Here is a 19,972-nt window from a genome sequence, read left to right on the forward strand (position 1 = left end):
TAACTTCGCGAACCTGGGGCACCCGGTTTTTTGGCTGCTGGTTTGTTTTGGGCTTCCTGATGCGTTGTAGAGAGTTGAGAGGAATGCAGGTCCTTCAGCTGCGCTTCGCTTCGTTCAGGATGACGGTCTGCGACCGTATGAGCTTCGCTTTTGCGAAGCTGGTTTGGGTGGTGGCTGGAAGCTTGTGGCGGTCTTGGCAGGATTAGGGTTCGTCGGGATTCTTCGCTTTGCTCAGAATGACGGTATTTGACCGTTTGGAGTTCGCCTGATGCGAGGGGTTCAGCTTTTCTTCAGGCGGGCGGCCAGGTCGGTCGCGGCGGATTGCCAGTCGGGGAAGCGGAATTGGAAGCCGTGTTTCAGCAGGAGTGCGGGAGATACCCAGCGGCTTTTGAAGACGAGTTCCGGTTCTGTGCGGATGGCCCAGAGTGCGGGGCGCATGAGGAACTCTGGGGCCGGGAGACCGATGGGCATGTGCCATGCTCGGCGCAGCGTGCGCATGAAGCGGCGATTGATGGGAGCTTCCGGCGCAGCCAGATTGATGATGCCGCCGGTTTCTTCTGTTATCTCCGGGCGCGTCAGGAGAAGATTGATGGCGCGTATGAAGTCGAGTTCATGCATCCAGGAGACGTGTTGTTCCCCTGAGCCCTGCGTTCCACCAAGTCCGAGGCGGGTGATACGCGAGAAGACTGCGAAGACGCTGCCGGGGCTGGGCGACATGACGAGCGATGTGCGGAGCGCTACTCGTTGCGTGTGCGGTAGTGTTTCTGCGAAGAGAGCTTCTTCCCACTGCGCGCCGACGTCGACGGAGAATGAATAGGTTTCAGGGAGTGAGGCGGATTCGCGTTTGCCGCGTTCGAAGGGGCGGTCGCCGAGTTCACCGTCGAACTCGTCCTGCGCATGGTCATGGGCGTCGCGATAGATGGTGGCGGTGGATGCGTTGAGCCAGATGCGTGGTGGTGTGGGTGAAGCTGCGATGAGTTTGCCGAGAAGCTGTGTGGGCAGGATGCGTGAGTCGAGAATTTCGCGGCGGTGCTTGGGCGTGTAGCGTGTGTTGACGATGCGGCCGGATAGGCCGATGACTGCGTCTGCGCGATGCAGTTCGGAGACCCAGGGGCCTTCCGTGATGCCGTCCCATTGGAGTGTTTGCCAGGGTGCGGGTTCTGGGTTGCGAGAAAGAACTGTGACCTGATGGCCTGCTTCGGTGAGATGGCGAGCCAGAACGCGACCGACTTGTCCGCTGCCGCCAGGGATAAGAATGCGCATGTCCTCATCCTATGGGAGAAGCGGTTCCCGTTCAGAGAGTTCGTTAACTTCCTTTACGGTCTGTTTGCAATCACGAGTGAAACTGCAAGCCGATCGCCCTGCGGAACAATCGACACCGAGCGGAAGTCCTGTACTAGCAATTCATGCTGCAGTTGCTCTGCGGGCATTGTTGTCAGCAGTCCTACAACCTGCATTCCCGCGCGAAGCGCTGCGTCGATGCCGGGTCGTGTGTCTTCAAATACCAGGCAGTCTTTGGGTTGCACGCCTAGTGTTTCCGCGGCTTTTAAGAAGCCTTCTGGATCTGGCTTGCCTTTGCTGATCTCATCCACTGGCACCAGAACCTCTGGTATTGGTAAGCCCGCAGCGCCTACACGGGCTGTTGCTAATTTTCTCCAGGCGGATGTGACGATTGCCCATGGATGTCCCTGCACTGCATTCACAAACTCCGCCGCGCCCGGAATGGCGATCACACCCTGCAGATTGGTTTCTTCATGCACTACAAGCTCTGCAATGTCCGCCGCATGATCCTGCCCGGGTAGGAAGTGTTCCATCGTTGCAGATGCAGGACGCCCATGCGAGAACCTGAGGATGGAATCCAGTTGAAGTCCATAGCGCGATGCCCATTTGGCCCAGCCCTGCTCGACCACTGCTGTTGAGTCAACGAGTGTGCCATCCATATCGAACAAGACGGCCTTGCACCAGATCGTTACGCGTTGATCCATTCTTTTGCTTTGCTCCTCACACAGAGTCTCCCAGGGGGAGGCCCTTTATCAGCGTGAGCGATGCGAGCCATTCTGTCCAATAAGTCATCGGCAGGCGCCTCGGATGAGACACCTGCCGATGTTGATTTATAGGATCGGAATTAGAAGCTGTAGCGAAGGCCGCCTTCGATGCGTCGACCATTGTCGCCCTGGGTGGCTCGGCCGAAGGTAGGTGAACCTACGACGCTGCCTACGTTGGTGACGTTGAGATGGTTCAGCACGTTGGAGCTGCGGATGTTTGCCGTGAGCGATTGCGGATGTTCCGCCTTGGCATTGTGCGTGAGTTTGAAGGTGCGCTGCAGGTTAGTGTCCAGATAGAAGGTCCAGGGCTGGACGCCTGCGTTGCGGCCGATGGTGGCGCCTGTGCCTGAGGTGCCGAGCAGGCCGTATTGCGTCTGGTAGGCGCAGTTGGTTGCGATCGTGGCGGAGCAGATGGGCGTGCCGGTGGAGGCGATGAAGGGACGGTCGTTGAAGTTGCCGTCGCCGTTGTTGTCAAAGCCGGTGGTGAGGTTGAACGGCGTGTCGCCCTGTGAGTTGAGGTTGGCGCTGAGCTGCATGGCGTATGGCAGTTTCGCGGTGGCGTTGCCGAAGACTTCCCATAGAGCGTTGCCGGAGCGGCGTGCGTATTCGCCTACGTTCGAGCCGGTGCGCTGCGGCGTGTAGAAGGGACTGTCGTTGGTGTCGTCAATGACATTCACTCGCACACTGCCTGCGGAGAACTGGATGTACTTCAGGCTTTGATTGGAGAGGCCGAGGAAGATGACGTTGCCGTAACCGCGACCGTTCGATTGCCACTGAAGGATGTTGACGTTCTGCTGCAGAGGACGCGGGCCCAGCGGCTGGCCGTTCAGAGGCGAGTTGATGTTCTGTGTGCGTGTGTAATGCCACAGTTGCGCGATGTAGTAGTCCGCAGAGATGGACCAGTTTTTACCCATAGTGTGGCTGAAGCCCAGGTTCTGAATGCTGAAGAACAGGTTGGGCAGGTGCGGTTCCACGTTACGGATGGACTGAAGCGGTGTGGCTCCGGTGAATGGGTTGCAGGTGTCGGGGTTGAAGGTGCCGGAGCAGGTTGGTGAGTAAATGAGGCTGGTGGTGCGCTGGACACCGTCGTTGTCCAGCAACTGCGCCCAGCTATGTGCAGAGAAGCGGCCGGAGAACATGCCGGCGTGTGCATGCAGTGTCCATTTGGAGTCTTTGTCCGGCGCCCACGAGAGGCCGAAGCGCGGATTGAAGTTGTTATGCACCATGGGCTTGCTCTGCGTGTAATAACGCAGGCCCCACGCGAAGTGGAGACGCGGCGTAACCTTCCAATCGTCCTGGAAGAAGAGGGCGAGGCGGTACTGCGACAGGTTGATGGTGGGGTTGCCGGCGATGTTGGAATACTGCGTGGGCGAGCCGCCTGCCCAGCCATTGAGCGCGCGCACGTACTGCTCGACGCCGGTGATGGTCTGCGTTTGGCCGGTGGGGTTGTGGTTGGCATCGAGGACGGGTGCGGTGCCGCCACCGAAGAGCCATGTGCCGTTGAAGTTGGTGGTGTAACGGAAGCGCTCGCGGAGGACCTCAGACTGGATGCCGAATTTGAGGAGATGCTTGTCGAGGTTGATGATGGCGTCGTCGTCGAACTCGACGTCGACCTCGTGGTCGCGGAAGGCACCATTGGTGTTGCCACCGCCGGTGAATGCGCCGGCGACCTGAAGCTGGGGCTTGAGGGAGTTCGGGGTCTGGTCCTTGCCGTCAAACTCGAAGCCGAGGCGGGCTTCATGCATGATCTTGGGCGAGATGACGGTCACGTTGGTGATGTGGAGTGTGTGATCGTACTGCTTGTTGGCGTAGGCGTTTTCAGGGAGCGTGGTGCCGCCCGCGCCCATGTTCTGCTGGTCGTTGTGCCATGCGTTGAAGCTGACGATGAAGGTGTTCTTGTCGTTAAGTTGCCAGTCGACTTTCGCCATGCCGATCCAGCGGCTTTGTGTGGTGGGTACGTTGGCGAGGACGGGCGTCAGGTTGCCGGACGCGTCGACGGTGACGGCGTTGATGGCGGCGAAGTTGTCGACGGTGCGGTGCTCCAGGTTGAGAACGAAGTCTGACCCTTTTTTGCGGATGGGGCCGGTGAGTTCAAAGCCGTAGCGCTGCTTGCCAAGTGCGGCGCGGCTGACGGCGAAGGGATCACGCGCATTCATCCATGCGCTGGAATTGGTGGCGAAGAGAGCGCCGTGATACGACGGTTGGCCGGGCTTGGTATAGATCTGGACCTGTCCGCCGCCGAAGGGAGGGTTGCGATATTCGGCGGAGAAGAGATCGGGGTTGACCTTGATGTAGGCGATGGAAGATTTCGGCGGGAGCGTGGAGTTGTTGTCGCCGCTGACGAAGCCGTCGATGGAGATGGTGGTGTTGCCGGGGGCGCCGCCTGCGGCTGCGGCCATTTGCTGGAGCTGGCGCAGCAGGTCGTCGGGGTCATCCGCGAGGGATTGCAGGCGCTTGCCGGAGATGGTCTGGCTGGGGCCGGTGGCCGTAGCGGAATTGACTGCGGCGGGATTGTCGTCGTCCGTGTCCGCGACGTCGACGGTGGTTTGTACTTCTTGTGGCTGCAGTGTGAGGGAGAGTTCGCTGGCGTGAGGGAGTGTGACGGGCATCATCAGGGGGGCGAAGCCGCTGAAGGTGACCTGGAGCGTATGGCGGCCTGCAGGCACGCAGGCGATATGGAAGCGGCCTGCGGCATCGCCGAGGACGGGGGCGGTGTCGTCAATTTGTACCGACGCCCCGGGGATGATGGCGGCGGTGGAGTCATGCACCAGGCCGGAAAGCGGCGTGCATTTGGACTGCGCGCCTGCCGCAGCAGAGAGTGCAAGCGCGGGTGTAACCGCCGTAACCAGGGCGAACAAATTCAGTTTCACAGTCATTCTCTCGAAAATCGTTGGTCTTACAGGGGGTAACAACCGGCTCACGCGTCCGGCTTCAAAAAGAGATGAAGCGTAGTACGCAAGCGATGTGGGATTGGTTCCTGTAGATCAGTACGAAAATGCAGCGGTGAGAGAAGCAGAAATTTTCGTTGTGGATCAGGAATGTTGCGGGATGGGGGATGCTGTGGAGGTGTCGCGGGGTGCGAAGCGTGCTCCTCCCCATTGCAAAATGGACGACGCGACCAGTGCGATGACGGACACGCCGAGGCCGATGTGCAGATTGCTGTGGTCGCTGACGAAGCCGATGATGCGTGGCGATGGCACGTCGCCGAAGAGGTGGATGAGGAAGAGTTGACCCGCAAGGGCGGTGGCGCGGACGCGTGCGCTGACCGAGTTCACAATGGCCGCGTTGACTGGGCCGCTGCCGAGGAAGAGTGCCAGTTCTGCGATGGCCAGCGATGGCAGCATGAACGACTTTGGTCCGAAGAAGCAGAGCAGTGCGAACGGGATGCACAGGGCCGGACCGATGGCGCAGACCCAGTAGAGAGCGCGGTGGTCGGTCCTGAGCCATCGCTGCGCCCACCATCCGCCGATGGCTGTGCCGAGAATGCCGGTTACGGCGGTGATGGCTCCCACGGAGAAGCCCGCCGATGTGGCGGACATACCCGCTTCACGCTGGAGGAAGCTGGGAATCCATGCGCTGATGCCGCCGATGGTGAAGGTGGTCATGGCGTAGCCCATCGTGGCGGTGAGGTAGGCGGGGTTTTTCAGCAGGTCGAGGACTGCGGAGGACTTTTTCTTTTCGCTGCGGGTGTCGGATTCGCCGCGTTCCGGTTCACGCAGAAAGAACAGGATGACAACTGCGATGAGGACACCGGGGATGGCGGAGATGTAAAACGCCGAGCGCCAGCCGTGATTCTGGCCGACCCATCCGCCGAAGCTGTAGCCAAGCGCCGCGCCGACAGGGATGGCGACGTTGAAGATGGTGAGGGCGCGGTTGCGTTGCGAGGGCGGGTAGTAGTCGCTGAGAAGCGCTGGGCCGTAGATGCCGAAGCTGGCTTCGCCGATGCCGAGTGCGGCATGGCGGAAGAGCAGGCCGTCGAAGTTATGCACCATTGCAGTGAAGAGATTGGTGCCGCTCCAGAGCAGAGCGCCGATGACGATGAGGGGCTTGCGGGGGAAGTGGTCGCCCAGCCAGCCGGTGAGCGGCGCCGCGATGATGTAGGTGAGGAAGAAATACATGGTCAGAGCGCCGATGCGCTCGTCGGAGACGTGGAACTCTGCCTTGATCATCTCCTGCACGCCGGGCAGGATGTAGCGGTCAATATAGTTGACGAGGTTGAGCGAGGTGAGCAGCACCAACGCGACGGTGGCGGCTTTTGCGTTGGCTTTAGTCTCTGCGGTCATCGCGACGAGGATAGCAGGTTTTATTGGCCTGCCGGGTTGCATTCCCTCAGCGGCTGAAGCCGCTCTCTACCAGCGCTTCTTAGGGCGCCCTTCCGAAAGAGGACGCACTTCGTGCGTTTGAGCTTCGCTTTCGCGAAGCTGGTTTGGGTTTGTGGCTGGAAGGATAGGGCGGGACTTTGGCCCTTTGTTTTTGCGGGGCCGACTTACCTGGGCCTTCGGCCCAGGCTAATATGTCGGCGCGCCTTTGGCGCTTGTTGCTGCGGATGTTCTGGAGGTATTGGCTATGCAGCGTCCTCGGGATTTTTCGCTTTGCTCAGGATGACGGTCTTTGGCCGCAGGAGTTTCGCTTGCTCAGGATGACGGTCTTTGGCCGCAGGAGTTTCGCTTGCTCAGGATGACGACCTTTGGCCGCTGGAGCTTCGCTTGCTCAGGATGAACGACCTTTGGCCGCTGGAGCTTCGCCGGACGCACTTCGTGCGTTGGATCGCTCCTTTGGAGCGATACCCAGGTTAGCTTCGCGAACCTGGGGCACCCGGTTTCCGATGCTGATGTATTTGGGTGTCCTGAGACGTTGTAGAAGGTTGAGAGGAAAGCAGGTCCTTCAGCTTCGCTTCGCTCCGTTCAGGATGACGACCTTTCGGTCGTATGAGCTTTGCTGAGGTACGCGCTTGGTCGTTCGGACTTCGCTTAGGACGAGGTCCCTGGGCATTCGAGCTTCGCACAGAATGACGTCCCTTGGTTCGTTCGGACTTCGCTTAGGATGACACACTTTGCGTGTATGACCTTCTCTTGTTTACGCCGTCTTCAGCCGTTTGCCGAGGACTTCAGCGATGCCGATGGAGGCGATGCCGATGATGACGTGCGTGATCTGGATGTAGGGCAGGTCTGGGCGGCCGATGTGGGTGAGTTGCAGGATGCCGATGACTGGCAGCAGGATGGCCATGAGGATGGTGCCTGCCGCGAGGCCAACTGCGCGTCCGAGGCCCATGAGGGCGAGCACGATCATCAGCAGTGAGATGGCGAAACCGATGTACATGTGTACGCTGATGGGCCACGCCACCACGTGGAAGTAAAACGCGACGCCAGTGATGAGGTTCACAAGCCACAGCAGGCGGATGGTCATGAGTGTGCCTTTGAGCATGTCAGTATCGTACCGCGCCCGGGCATGGCTCTGTGGCGAAATGTCGCGGTTAGTCGAGGATGTCGATCTGGGTGTCGAGGACGTTTGCTCCCAGGCCTGTGGCCAGGCGGTTGACGGCGTCTTCTACTTCGTGGAGCTGGCCCTGGAGGTAGTCGCGACTGCTGTGGATGGCTGCGATGCCGATGGTGGCGCGGTTCCACATGGGTGTTTCGTCGAGTTCGGCTACGGAGATGTTGAAGCCGTGGCGGAGTTTGTCCTTTAATGAACGCACGACCTGACGGCGGTCCTTGAGGGATTGCGCGTGCTCAATGGCGATTTCGATGGTGAGCGTGGCGATGGGCATGTTTGGGCTTCTTGGAAGGATTTTATGCTTCGTGGGAGATTCCCCTCAGTGGCTAAAGCCCCTTGCGTGTTTGGGCCTTTGCGGCAGGGCTGAAGCCCTGCTCTTCCGAAATAAAGACGCATTTCATGCGTATGAGCTTCGCTTTGCGAAGCTGGTTTGGTTTTGTGGGTGGAAGGGATAGGGCGGGCCTTTGGCCCTTGGGTTTTCGATAAGCCATCTTACCTGGGCCTCCGGCCCAGGCTAATATCTTGTCGCGCCTTTGGCGCTTAATGCAGTGGCTCCCTTTCGTTGTCGGAAAAGGGCAGTTGGCGCCCTGGTGGCGTCTCTATGGCGTTTGTAGTGCGGGGAAGGAATGCAGGTCCTTCGGCTTCACTTCGTTTCGCTCAGGATGACGGTCTTAGACCGTATGAGCTTCGCTTCGCGAAGCTGGTTTGGTTTTGTGGGGGGAAGGGGTTTGCGTTTGTGGTTGCAGGAAGTGTATTGGGGTTCTTCGCTTTGCTCAGAATGGCGGCCTTTGGCCGTATGAGCTTCGCTGGACGCACTTCGTGCGTTGGATCGCTCTGGGAGCGATACCCAGGTTAGCTTCGAGAACCTGGGCGACCAGATCCTGATCCGTACTCTGGCGTTCATGGTGTGTTCATGGCGATGGGCTACTGTGGGGCAGGCGTTCCGTGTGAGACGATGTTGGCAGGCGGCGCGGGCGTGGGTTCGGCTGCTGGATTTCCGTTTTTTCTCAGGGGTGGTTTTGCTTCGTCGGGTCGCAGGGATGTGCGCTCTGCTGTTGTGGATTGGCTGTGGCGCGGTTGCCGCGGCACAACAGATGACGCTGACCGGAGCAGGCTCGACCTTTGCCTATCCTCTGTATTCCAAATGGGCTGCCGAGTATCTGAAGACGCATCCGCGGATCCAGGTGAATTACCAGAGCATTGGCTCCGGTGGTGGCATTCGGCAGGTGAGCATTGGCACCGTGGATTTTGGCGGTACCGATGGGCCGATGACGGATTCGCAGTTGGCCGAGGCGCGGAACAAATTGAATGGCGCCAGCATTCTGCACTTCCCGACGGCTTTGGGTGCGGCTGTGCCGGTTTATAACCTGCCTGGAGTTTCGGCGGAGCTGAACTTTACCCCGGCGGCGCTGGCGGGGATTTTTCTGGGAACGATTCAGAAGTGGAATGATCCGGCGATTGCGCAGGCGAATCCTGGCGTGAAGCTGCCGAATGAGTTCATCCTGGTAATTCATCGCGCGGATGGCAGCGGGACCTCGTTCCTGTGGGTGGATTACCTGGCGAAGGTGAACCCGGCGTTCGCGGCGAAGGTGCGGGTGTCCACGTCGCCGCATTGGCCGGTGGGGCTGGGCGGCAAGGGGAATGAGGGCGTTGCCGGGCTGGTGCGGCAGATGCCGAATTCGATCGGCTATGTGGAACTGGTCTATGCGTTGAACAGCCACATGCTGTACGGCAGGATTCAGAATCGCGAGGGGCAGTTTGTTAAGGCGGATCTGAATTCGGTGTCGGCGGCGGCTACGGCAATGTCGAAGCTGATGCCTGCGGATTTTCGCGCGGACATTACGAACCCACCGGGAGTGGGCAGCTATCCTGTGTGCAGCTTTACGTGGATGCTGTTGCCGACGAAGATGGCGGATCGCGCAAAGGGCGCGGCGCTGAAAGAGTTTTTGACGTGGGGTTTGACGGAAGGGCAGCGGTATGGAGCTGCGCTTTCGTATGCGCCGCTGTCGAAGGATATTGTGGATCGCGAGTTGCAGGCGCTGAAGCTGCTGCAGTACTGAAGAGATGGGAATGACAACCACAGAGACATCGTCGGAGATGGTTGCGCAGCGTGCGGGAGCGATGAAGTTGTCGTTCACGGAGCGACTGCGCAAGGGCGATGAGGCGGCCTATCTGATTACCATTTGCGCTGCGCTGACGGTGGTTTTGATTACCGGGTTGCTGGCGCAGCACCTGTGGGTGAATTCGGCGCTCTCGCGGCATCAGTCAGGATGGCATTTTCTTTGGAGCAGCGATTGGGACCCGGGCAGCGAGATTTTCGGCGCTCTGCCGTTTATCTATGGGACGCTTGTTACCAGCGTGCTGTCGCTGGCGATTGCGATTCCAATTGGATTGGGTGCGGCAATTTTTCTGGCGGAGATGGCACCTCGGAGTGTGAGCGATGTGCTCACGTTCCTGGTAGAACTGCTGGCGGCTGTGCCGAGTGTGATCTTCGGGTTGCTGGGTATCTTTGTGCTGGTGCCAATCCTGAGCAACTACGTGGTGCCGCCGCTACGCGCATTGTTTGGTTGGTTACCTATCTTTCAGGGCGCGTTCTATGGCGTGAGTTATTTCTCCGCGTCGGTGGTGCTGGCGATCATGATTGTGCCGTTCATTGTGTCGATCTCGCGCGAGGTGCTGTTAAGTGTGCCGGCATCGCAGCGTGAGGCGATGATGGCGCTGGGCGCGACGAAGTGGGATGTGACGTGGCGCGCGGTGGTTCCGTATGCCAGTCGCGGCATTATGGGCAGCGTGTTTCTGGCGCTGGCGCGTGCGCTGGGCGAGACGATGGCCGTGACCATGGTGATTGGTAATGTGCCGGATGTGCATCTGTCGCTGCTGGCGCCGGGATACACGATTGCGTCTGTGATTGCGAATGAGTTCACCGAGGCGACGGGCGATCTTTATATTCACGCGCTGATTGAGCTTGGTTTGGTGCTTTTTGTGACGACCATGCTAATTAATGCAGCTGCGCGTCTACTGATGCTGCGTTTTAAGGTGCAGGAGGTGAATGCGTGATGAGACTCGTGTTTTCTGCCGTGCCGTTGTTGTTGATTGCGCTGCTGGGCTGTGACAACACGTTTGATGAGACAGCGAAAAATCCCTCTGCCGAGACGGTTCGGCAGTATGTGGAGAGCGGCTGGATGCCGCACGGGGTGCCGCAGAATCTGCGAGCCGTGAAGGTGAGCGGCGACACGGATGCCGAACGTTTTGTGGGCACATTCACCAGCGATGCAACGGATGCCTTCCTGGCGAAATGCACGCTGGTGAAGGATGGGTTCGTTGTGGAAACCGGGTTGCCGAAGTGGTTTCCGGATGAGGTGCGCGCTACGAATTCGTCCGATGCGCTGCGCCGGGATGGCTACCAGACCTACACGTGTAAAGACGACTTTGCTGTGATTCGCAAAGGTTCAGATAAGACGGTCTGGTTCTGGTCGGACCGGGAGGATGACGACTGATGGCGTCGCCTGCGTATCCTCCGAAACGCCGCCGGGTGGTGAACGCGGTGATGCTCACGTTGACCGGGCTTTGCACGCTGCTGGTGGTGAGTGTGCTGTTCTTCATCCTGGGCTATCTTGCGTGGCATGGCGCGCGTTCGCTGAACTGGGACTTCTTCACAAAGCTGCCTGCTCCTGTTGGACAGGAGGGCGGTGGCATGGCGAATGCACTTATCGGTTCGCTGAAGATGCTGCTGATTGCGAGCGCGATTGGTATTCCCATCGGCATGCTGGCCGGGATTTATCTTGCGGAGTTTGGACGCGGTTGGCTGTCGGGGCTGGTGCGTTACATGACCGACCTGCTGAATGGTGTGCCGTCGATTGTGATGGGCATCTTTGTGTACACGCTGGTGGTGCTGCCGATGCGGCATTTCTCCACTCTGGCGGGTGGCATTGCGCTGGGCATCATGATGATTCCGATTGCGCTGCGGTCGACGGAAGAGTTTCTGTGTGGTGTGCCGAACAGTATGCGTGAGAGTGGATTGGCTCTTGGCGCGAGCAAGGCGCAGACCGTGTTCACGGTGATTGTGCCTGCGGCGATTACGGGTATTGTTACGGGCATCATGCTGAACCTGGCGCGTGTGGCGGGCGAGACGGCTCCGCTGTTGTTCACGGCGTTTGGTAACCAGTTCTGGAGCAGGGGCGTGAACGAGCCGACGGCTTCGCTGCCGGTAATGATTTTTAACTACGCGATTTCACCGTATGAGGATTGGCATCGGCAGGCGTGGGCCGCGGGCTTTGTGTTGTTGATGGCGGTGCTGGCGATCAACATTGTGGCGCGTTTGATTTTGCAGCGCGGACGACGGGTGAGCCGATGAGTTCGCTGGCGAGTGTGTTTGTGCCGCAGGGTGCGGTAGCGGAGGATTTTCTGCATCCGCAGTTCACGGCACGCGATGTGAATTTTTATTACGGTGGCTTTCATGCATTGCATGACATTTCGATTGTGTTTCCTGCACGAAAAGTTACGGCACTGATTGGGCCTTCAGGCTGCGGCAAATCGACGTTCCTGCGCATTCTGAACCGCATGTATGAGACGGTGCCGCACACGCGTATCTCTGGCGATGTGTTGCTGGGCGAGCAGAACCTGTTTGACTTTGATTCAATTGTGCTGCGCCGCAAGGTGGGTATGGTGTTTCAGAAGCCCATGCCGTTCTTTAAGACAATCTATGACAACGTGGCGTATGGGCTGCGGGTGAATCATATTGTGAGCCGCGGCGATATCGATGCACGTGTGGAGCAGAGCCTGCGGCGTGCGGCGCTGTGGAATGAAGTGAAGGATCGTTTGCATTCATCGGCACTTGGATTGAGCGGCGGACAGCAGCAGCGACTTTGCATTGCGCGTGCGCTGGCGATTGATCCGGAGGTGTTGCTGATGGATGAGCCGTGCTCGGCGCTTGATCCGATTGCAACAGCGAAGATTGAAGAGTTGATGGTGGAGTTGAAGGAACAGTGCACCATCATTACCGTGACGCACAACATGCTGCAGGCGGCGCGTGTGGCGGATTACACGGGATTCTTCATGGCGGGAAGGCTGATGGAGTTTGATGCTTCGCGTGTGATCTTCCAGCGGCCTGCGCGGCGCGAGACGGAAGAGTATGTGACCGGTCGCTTCGGCTGATTGCTGCCGAGTAGCTTCTTCAGGGAACAGGGAACAGGGAACAGGGAACAGAGAACAGGGTGCGGCGTTATGCGGCGTGTTGGATTGTGCTGTCGTCGTGCAAGAATGCTGCGGTGAAATCCATTGCATGGTTTGCTGTTGCCAGTGTGGTTGCGGGTTCTCTGCTGCCTTTGTCTCTTCGTGTTCATGCGCAGAAGAATGCGGGTGAATCGCTGCCGGTGTGGGCGTGGCCGTTGTTGCCGCCCGGTACGTCTTCTGCGCCCGGAGTGCGGCCTGCCGGTGAAGTGAAGCATGTTCCCGGCAGTTCGGCTTCGTATACGGATAAAGAGATTCCGAGCCTGTTTCTGGTGCCGGACTGGTTTCCGCAGGAGCATCCGGCGATGCCACAGGTGGTGGCGGTGGGGCGTGCGCCGGGTGTAAATGCGTGTGGGCATTGCCATCTGCCGACGGGCATGGGACGGCCCGAAAACATGAGCGTGGCCGGGCTGCCGAAGGGCTACATGATGGAGCAGATGGCGGACTTTCGTGATGGTTTGCGGAAGTCGTCGGAGCCTCGTTTTGGATCGACGGAACACATGATTCTGACGGTGCAACATGCCACGCCGGAGGAGATTGAGGCCGGTGTGGACTACTTCGCTTCGTTGAAGCCGGTGAAGTGGATCCGCGTGGTGGAGACGGATCGTGTGCCAGTGACGAAGGTGGGTGCGTTGATGATGGTGGTTGCCGATGCTGCGAAGACAGAGCCGATTGGCGATCGTGTGCTGGAAGTGCCGGAGGACCTGGAGCAGACGGAGTTGCGCAATCCTCACTTGGGATTTGTGGCGTATGTGCCGGTGGGTTCGTTGAAAAAGGGAAAAGCACTGACGCAGACTTGCGTTGCCTGTCATGGGAAGGATCTGCGTGGTGTGGGCGATGTGCCGTCGATCGCAGGCAGGTCACCGAGCCAGATGACACGGCAGTTGATTGATTTTCAGACGGGCGCGCGCAACGGAAAACATGCCGTGATGATGAAGCCGGTGGTGCAGGGGATGACGTTGCCGCAGATGGTGGCGATAACGGGATACCTGGCATCGCTTCGGCCCTGAAATCTGCTTGATTGGCTGCGGATATCCGATGGTAGGATGAAATCTTCCATACATCGCATCACAGTTGGGCCAAGGCCCACAAGGAGTAACGCATGGCCAGATTTCTGGTTCGTATGCTCGCTGCCAGTTGCCTGGCTGTTGTACCGGCAATGGCGCAGGCACCCGCTGTTTCTGACGTGAACACGCAGTTGCGCGCGCAGGAGACGAAGGATTCGCAGTTGATGTGGTGGCTGCACGAGGTTACCGATGTGTACGGTCCTCGGCTGACGGGTTCGCCGGGATTGAAGGCTGCGCAGGACTTTGCCGTGAAGCAGATGAAGGCGTGGGGTTTTCAGAATGTTCACCTGGAGCCGTGGAACTTCAACCATGCGGGATGGCAGAACTATGAGACGGTGGCAAATGTTATCGCTCCGTTCCAGCAGCCGCTGAATGTGCGTGCGGTATCGTGGACGCCGGGAACGAAGGGCATGGTTGAGGGTAAGGTGCTGGTGGTGGAGCCGCCGCTGCCACCTCCTGTGGCTCTTGGTCGTGGCGGTGGATTTGGACGTGGTGGCGGGCCTTCGCCGGAGGAGTTGAAGGCGATGGAGCAGGCGGGAACCTCTGCTGCGCCGATGCCTGCGGCCAAGCCGGAAGAGCATAAGCCGGTAACGCAGGCGGAACTGGATGCCTATCTTGCTTCCATCAAGGACAAGGTGAAGGGTTCAGTCATTTTCTACGGACCGCATATTGAAGTGCCGGAGAACTTTGCTCCGGCAACGCTGCGTCGCCCGGATGAGACATGGGAGCAGCAGGCTGGTCGCCGTGGTGGATTCCCCACGCCGCAAACGCCACCGAAGACAGAGGGCCTGACGCTGGCAGAGGTCACGGGGCAAGTGAACAAGTTTCTGATTGCAAACGGCGCGCTGGCTGAGGTGAAGGACTCGGGCCGTGCGTATGGCATTGTGCTGCAGCAGTCGACTGCTGGTTATAACGAGAACCCGGATAGCCCGAATCTGCCGACTGTTGTGATGGGTAATGAGGACTATGGCCGCATCTATCGCACGACGAAGATCGACCACATTCCGGTGACGGTCCGCCTGAATATCAAGAACGAGTTTTATCCCGCGGGTAAGACTGTTTACAACGTGGTCGGCGAGTTGCCGGGTACGGACAAGAGCGACGAAGTGGTGATGGCGGGTGGTCACTTTGATTCGTGGAACCCAGCTACGGGCGCTACGGATAATGCTGCCGGAAGCACGGTGGCTGTGGAAGCTCTGCGATTGATTAAGGTGCTTAACCTTCCGCATCGCCGTACGATCCGCGTGGCGCTGTGGAGCGGTGAAGAGCAGGGTCTATATGGTTCGTTGGCGTATGTGGCGCAGCACTTTGGCAGTGCGGAAAATCCGAAGCCGGAGTGGTACAAGCTGGATGCGTATCTGAACCTGGATGACGGTACGGGTAAGCCGCGCGCTGCAAGCGTATTTGGCCCGCCGGAGGCTGCGGCGATGGTGCAGAGTGCGATGGACAACTTTAAGGACTGGGGTTTCTATCACGCGAGCCCAACGGTTGGCCGACAGACCGGCGGTACGGACAGCACTTCATTCAACAATGCGGGTTTGCCGGGTGTTGGCTATAGCCAGGACCCGTTTGACTACAACACCTACACGCATCACACCAGCTTTGATACGTACGAACGCATTTATGAGCCGGACATGCGTGAGGCCGCAGTGGAAGAAGCGCTGACGCTGTATTCGCTGGCGAATGCAGACCAGATGGTGCCGCGTTGCTCGGCTGCGACAATGCCTGCGCCTCCTGTGCCGAATGCCCGTGTGATTGCTGCCAGGAAGAGCACGCTGCCACGCACGCCGGTGGAGGAGTTCATGCTGCCGGAAGGGGCGAAGGCTCCGGAACGTCCGAGTGCTTGCACTGCAGTGCAACCGAAAGAAGCTGCTCCGGTTTCCTGGAAGTAGTTTTCATTCCTAACCAAAGCAAAGAGGCCAGCCGGACATCGGCTGGCCTCTTTGCTTTCGGCTTTCGTGTCTGGTGTTGGCGAAGTTATTCGCCGATGAGGTGGAGGACGATCTCGCGCCAGTGCGGATGCGTGCGGTGTTCGAAGAGATAGATGCCTTGCCAGGTGCCTAAGACGAGATTGCCGTTGGCCATTGGTATGGAGAGTTGCACCTGGGTTAAGGCGGTCTTCAGATGCGCGGGCATGTCGTCGGGGCCTTCGTCCGTGTGTTCGTAGGGGCCGTTCTCCGGGGCGATGCGGCTGAAGTAGGACTTGAGATCGCGGCGCACGCTGGGGTCTGCGTTTTCCTGGATCAGCAGCGAAGCGGAAGTATGACGGCAGAAGACGGTGAGAAGGCCGGTTTGCATCTGCTGGTTTCTGATCCATGCCTCGACGTTCGAGGTGAATTCGTAGAGGCCCTGGCCTCGGGTTGTGATTTCGAGTTTATGTATGGATTGCTTCAAGCGCCTGCCTCTGCTTTAAGGATATCTCTGTTACGAGATGCGTTCGAGGTGGCGGAAAGTTAGTTCGCGTTCCTAATCAGTTTCAGGTACTGCATGGGGCCGATTCCGTTCGTGGAGAATGCTTTGAGTGTCCTGGTGCATTGCAGAGGGCACAGAAGAATGCAGGTCCTTCGACTTCGCTCAGGATGACGGCCTTTGGCCGTACGAGCTTCGCTGAGATACAAGGATGACGATTTTCGAATCGTAGGAGCTTTGCTTAGGAAGCAAGGCATAAAAAGGACGGGCCGAAGCCCGTCCTTTCTGAGTGATACTGCGATACAAGTTACTTCAGCGAGTTGAGATACTTGTAGTCGACTTCGGCGGCCTGCATGGCGGGCATGCGGCTGTAGGGGCCTTCCTGTTCCACGAAGATGTGCTCGATGCCCTTGCCCTTTACGGTGGCGAAGATTTCCTTGTAGTTCACGACGCCGGTGCCGATCTCTGCACCCTTGGGTGCGTTGGGGCCGGTGGCGGCGCCGGGTTCGATGGCGAGGAAGTCCTTGATGTGCAGCATGCGGATGCGACCCGGATAACGGTTGATGTACTCGGAGGGTTTGTGGCCTGCGACGGTGATCCATCCGCAATCGATCTCGAAGAAAACCTTGTCCTTGTCGGTGTTCGAGATCAGATAGTCATAACCGGGCTTGCCGTTGTCGTCTGCGAATTCCATCGTGTGGTTGTGCGCGGCGAAGCGCAGACCGCTGGTCTTGGCTGCGGCGCCAACCTTGTTCATGGCTTCGGCGAGTGCCTTGAACTCGTCCGGTGTCATGGGTGCGAGCATGGTGCGCATGATCTTGGCCATGGCGGCGCGACGGTCATCCTGTGACATGCTGCTCATGTCCGGCATGGAGGAGGCAAGAATCTGCTTGGGCACGGATGACGTGGCGTAGGTGCAACCGAGCGTATGCGCGTCGTCGAATGCCTTGTTGAGGTTGTTCATGTCGAACTGCAGATGTGCGCTGGGACACTTGATGCCGTTGTCGTCGAAAATTTTGCGCAGGGCGGCGGCGGTCTTCGCGGAGCCGAAGCCGGCGGTTTCCACTTCCTTGTAGCCAATGGTGGCAAGCTGCTTGATGGTGGCTTCCGCATCCTTGCCCAGGTCAGCGTTCACCACATAAAGCTGGATGCCGATGGGCAGGCCGAGCGGTGTTGCCGAAGCAAAGCGTGGCATGGCGGCGGCCATAGCGGTGACGGCGGCAAGGCTGCCTGCGCGTCCAAGGAAGACTCTGCGTGTGATGTTGCTCATGGCTTGTAGACTCCAGCGTTATTGATAATGCGTTGACCCCGCCAACTGTAGACGTTTGGCGGGGTGTGGGGCAAGAGCAAGGCGTTACTTTGCGTGAAAAGTGAGGTTCGCTTCGGCCTTGCGGCTGGGCGCGATGGTGACCGTGGTTTCGACGGGCTCCATGTTTTCATGCCATGCGGTGACGGTGTAGGTGCCGGGCGGCAGGTTCGGCAGTTTGAATGTGCCGTCGTCGCCGGTGACTGCGAAGTAGGGGTGATCGACCACGCCGATGAAGGCGTGCATCCAGTCGTGGATGTTGCATTTGACCGGGATCATGACTTCTGCCTTGGTGAATTTGCGGTGCATGGGCGGATCGCCGGGGCCCTGCGAATGGTTCCACTCGCGGTTGTCATGCGGCATGGGATGGATGTTGTGCGTGACGGGGTCAGAGTTGACGATGTCGAGCGTCTGGCCCGTTTGCAGACCGAGGACGCGGGGTTCGAACCAGCAGCCGGACTGGTCGATGGTTACCGAGTCAGTGGGTGTGGCGAAGGCTTTGCCTTCGAGGCCTTTGGAGATGTAGACGAAGGCATTGGCGAGGTCGCCCTTTTTATCGACGAGCAGGGATGCGTCTTCGACCTTGCCGCCCTTGTGGGCCTTGGCGCAGGCGGGGTCGCTGCTCATGTCGATGAGTTTTGGCTTTGGCTTTGCGCCTTCGTACTTGACGGTACCGGTGACGGTGCCTGCGGTGGCGGTGTCCACTTTGAAATATGTGGGTTCGGGCGGCTTGGTGGCGGCAGAGGTATCAGCGGTGCTTTGCGATTGTTTGCAACCGGTGATGGCGAGCAGGAGGAATGCGGCGGTACAGAGCTTGCGGTTCATTGCGTTTGTTCCCTCGGTGGTTCAGACGCTTTTGCTTTCCTTGAGGATTGTAGTTGGCGGAGAAGAATGCCGGTCCTTCGGCTTCGCTCAGGATGACGGTCTTCGGCCGTATGAGCTTCGCTTTCGCGAAGCTGGTTTTGGGTTTGTGGCTGGAAGAGATGGGCGGTATTGGCGCGATGAAGAGTGTTGGGATTCTTCGCTTTGCTCAGAATGACGGCCTTTGGCCGTAGGAGTTTCGCTTCGCTCAGGATGACGGCCTTTGGCCGTAAGAGCTTCGCTTTCGCGAAGCTTGGTTTTGGGTTTGTGGCTGGAAGAGGTGGGCGGTATTGGCGCGATGAAGTGTATTGGGATTCTTCGCTTTGCTCAGAATGACGGCCTTTGGCCGTATGAGCTTCGCTGGACGAACTTCGTTCGTATGATCGAGGTGCTTCGTACTGTCTCGAAAGTTGCGCGATGCCCAGGTTAGCTTCGCGAACCTGGGGCACCCGGAATTACTTGTTCGCGAACCTGGAGTATTCCGGAGTTACTTGTTACTCGGTGGTGGACCGAGGTTGGGGGCCACGTCGCCAGTGAGGGCGTTGAGGAATTCGAGGAGGTCGGTGCGGTCCTGGCCGCTCATGTGGATCTTTTTCATCTCGGGGTCCAGGTATTGGTTGCTGTTGCCCTGGCCTGCGTAGAAGTCGATGACTTCTTTCAGTGTCTTCAGGCGACCGTTGTGCATGTATGGTGCGGTTTTTGCGACGTTGCGTAGTGTGGGCGTTTTGAACGCGCCCTTGTCGGTGGCGATTTTGGTTTCGTGGAAGCGACCGACGTCGCTGAAGTCGCCTTCGTCGTCTACGCCTTCGCCGGTGTTGTGGAACTTGCCGTCGGTGAAGAGTGCGCCCTGCGGGCTGATGGTGTGGCAGGAGGCGCAGTTGCCGCCGTTGGGATTGAGGAAGACGGCGTAGCCGCGAAGCTGCGCTGGTGTCAGCGCGTTTTTGTTGCCGCCGAACTGGTATTGATCGAAGGGCGAGTTGCCGGTGAGCGCGGTGCGTTCAAAGCTGGCGAGTGCTGCTTCAACGCGTGCGATGTTCACGTCTTCTGAGCCGAATGCTTTCTTGAAGAGTGCACGATATGCGGGGTCGTCGCCGAGCTTGCTGACGTCGGCGGCGTGAGGCTGGCTCATCTCCACTGGATTGGCGATGGGGAAGGCGGCTTGTTCTTCGAGCGTGATGGCACGGCCATCCCAGAACTGGAAGGGGAGATATGCGGCGTTGAGAATGGTGGGCGCGTTGCGTGTGCCGAGTGCGCCGCGTACGCCGGTACTGACGTTCTTGCCGTCGGTGAAGTAATCGCGTGGATCATGGCAACTGGCGCAGGAGAGTGTGTTGTCTACGCTGACGCGCCTGTCGTAGAAGAGGCGGCGGCCAAGGGCAATGGTGTCGGCGGTGGGCGGGTTGTTCTTCGGGATGGGAACAGGCGGCAGGCCGAGCAGCGGCTGGATATGAACTTCTGCGCCGATGGGGCGCGCGCTGACCTCCTCCTTCTTGCAGCCCGCAGAAAGAAGCAGCACGGCGAGGCAGAGGAGAACGCGAGAATGCTTTTGCGGATCCATCATG

The 19,972-nt window shown here is 58.9% G+C and carries 18 protein-coding genes; 8 read left to right on the forward strand and 10 right to left on the reverse strand.

From position 1 onward, the window contains the following. Window positions 1-279: 279 nt before the first annotated feature. From AB6729_RS00740 to AB6729_RS00765, 6 genes are all read right to left on the reverse strand, one after another. Complete coding sequence (locus tag AB6729_RS00740) at window positions 280-1,263, reverse strand: epimerase (protein WP_371079648.1); 984 nt, start codon at window positions 1,261-1,263, stop codon at window positions 280-282. Between the two features lie 53 nt (window positions 1,264-1,316). After that, complete coding sequence (locus AB6729_RS00745) at window positions 1,317-1,985, reverse strand: HAD-IA family hydrolase (RefSeq protein WP_371079649.1); 669 nt, start codon at window positions 1,983-1,985, stop codon at window positions 1,317-1,319. A 140-nt stretch (window positions 1,986-2,125) separates the two neighbouring features. Further along, a complete protein-coding gene (locus AB6729_RS00750) occupies window positions 2,126-4,915 on the reverse strand; it encodes a carboxypeptidase regulatory-like domain-containing protein (RefSeq protein WP_371079650.1) in 2,790 nt (929 codons plus the stop codon). A 162-nt stretch (window positions 4,916-5,077) separates the two neighbouring features. Then, entirely contained in the window at window positions 5,078-6,328 is a 1,251-nt protein-coding gene (locus tag AB6729_RS00755) for a spinster family MFS transporter (RefSeq protein WP_371079651.1), read from the reverse strand. A gap of 793 nt (window positions 6,329-7,121) precedes the next feature. Continuing rightward, a complete protein-coding gene (locus tag AB6729_RS00760) occupies window positions 7,122-7,469 on the reverse strand; it encodes a hypothetical protein (RefSeq protein ID WP_371079652.1) in 348 nt (115 codons plus the stop codon). Between the two features lie 49 nt (window positions 7,470-7,518). Then, window positions 7,519-7,812, reverse strand: coding sequence for a DUF503 domain-containing protein (locus tag AB6729_RS00765; RefSeq protein ID WP_371079653.1), 294 nt, complete (start codon window positions 7,810-7,812; stop codon window positions 7,519-7,521). Between the two features lie 550 nt (window positions 7,813-8,362). Here AB6729_RS00765 and pstS point away from each other — a divergent pair. From pstS to AB6729_RS00800, 7 genes are all read left to right on the forward strand, one after another. Then, on the forward strand, window positions 8,363-9,598 hold the full coding sequence (pstS, locus tag AB6729_RS00770) for a phosphate ABC transporter substrate-binding protein PstS (RefSeq protein ID WP_371079654.1): 1,236 nt from the start codon (window positions 8,363-8,365) through the stop codon (window positions 9,596-9,598). 10 nt (window positions 9,599-9,608) lie between these two features. After that, window positions 9,609-10,595, forward strand: coding sequence for a phosphate ABC transporter permease subunit PstC (pstC, locus tag AB6729_RS00775; RefSeq protein WP_371079655.1), 987 nt, complete (start codon window positions 9,609-9,611; stop codon window positions 10,593-10,595). Beyond that, window positions 10,595-11,035, forward strand: a complete 441-nt coding sequence (locus AB6729_RS00780) for a hypothetical protein (RefSeq protein ID WP_371079656.1) — start codon at window positions 10,595-10,597, stop codon at window positions 11,033-11,035. Before pstC ends, AB6729_RS00780 begins: the two co-directional genes overlap by 1 nt. After that, window positions 11,035-11,892 (forward strand): phosphate ABC transporter permease PstA, encoded by an 858-nt coding sequence (pstA, locus tag AB6729_RS00785; RefSeq protein ID WP_371079657.1) that lies wholly within the window; start codon window positions 11,035-11,037, stop codon window positions 11,890-11,892. Before AB6729_RS00780 ends, pstA begins: the two co-directional genes overlap by 1 nt. After that, window positions 11,784-12,692 carry a phosphate ABC transporter ATP-binding protein PstB gene (gene pstB, locus AB6729_RS00790; RefSeq protein ID WP_371079658.1) on the forward strand — a complete coding sequence of 303 codons (909 nt, stop codon included), beginning with the start codon at window positions 11,784-11,786 and terminating at the stop codon, window positions 12,690-12,692. Before pstA ends, pstB begins: the two co-directional genes overlap by 109 nt. Before the next feature lie 113 nt (window positions 12,693-12,805). Then, a complete protein-coding gene (locus tag AB6729_RS00795) occupies window positions 12,806-13,777 on the forward strand; it encodes a cytochrome c (RefSeq protein ID WP_371079659.1) in 972 nt (323 codons plus the stop codon). Window positions 13,778-13,869: 92 nt separating this feature from the next. Further along, window positions 13,870-15,726 carry a M20/M25/M40 family metallo-hydrolase gene (locus tag AB6729_RS00800; protein WP_371079660.1) on the forward strand — a complete coding sequence of 619 codons (1,857 nt, stop codon included), beginning with the start codon at window positions 13,870-13,872 and terminating at the stop codon, window positions 15,724-15,726. 85 nt (window positions 15,727-15,811) lie between these two features. Here AB6729_RS00800 and AB6729_RS00805 read toward each other — a convergent pair whose 3' ends face one another. The 3 genes from AB6729_RS00805 to AB6729_RS00815 form a co-directional block, all read right to left on the reverse strand. Beyond that, window positions 15,812-16,228: a secondary thiamine-phosphate synthase enzyme YjbQ gene (locus AB6729_RS00805; protein WP_371079661.1), complete on the reverse strand. Its 417-nt coding sequence runs from the start codon at window positions 16,226-16,228 to the stop codon at window positions 15,812-15,814. A gap of 322 nt (window positions 16,229-16,550) precedes the next feature. Then, window positions 16,551-17,513, reverse strand: coding sequence for a sugar phosphate isomerase/epimerase family protein (locus tag AB6729_RS00810; protein ID WP_371079662.1), 963 nt, complete (start codon window positions 17,511-17,513; stop codon window positions 16,551-16,553). Window positions 17,514-17,597: 84 nt separating this feature from the next. Then, complete coding sequence (locus AB6729_RS00815) at window positions 17,598-18,374, reverse strand: carboxypeptidase regulatory-like domain-containing protein (RefSeq protein ID WP_371079663.1); 777 nt, start codon at window positions 18,372-18,374, stop codon at window positions 17,598-17,600. Window positions 18,375-18,427: 53 nt separating this feature from the next. On the opposite strand from AB6729_RS00815, the gene AB6729_RS00820 reads away from it, so the two are divergent. Then, window positions 18,428-18,604, forward strand: a complete 177-nt coding sequence (locus AB6729_RS00820; protein WP_371079664.1) for a hypothetical protein — start codon at window positions 18,428-18,430, stop codon at window positions 18,602-18,604. A gap of 293 nt (window positions 18,605-18,897) precedes the next feature. Here AB6729_RS00820 and AB6729_RS00825 read toward each other — a convergent pair whose 3' ends face one another. Next, window positions 18,898-19,971 carry a cytochrome-c peroxidase gene (locus AB6729_RS00825; protein WP_371079665.1) on the reverse strand — a complete coding sequence of 358 codons (1,074 nt, stop codon included), beginning with the start codon at window positions 19,969-19,971 and terminating at the stop codon, window positions 18,898-18,900. Window position 19,972: the final 1 nt, after the last annotated feature.

Origin of the sequence: Terriglobus sp. RCC_193, from assembly GCF_041355105.1 — a bacterium.
Taxonomy (GTDB): Bacteria; Acidobacteriota; Terriglobia; order Terriglobales; family Acidobacteriaceae; genus Terriglobus.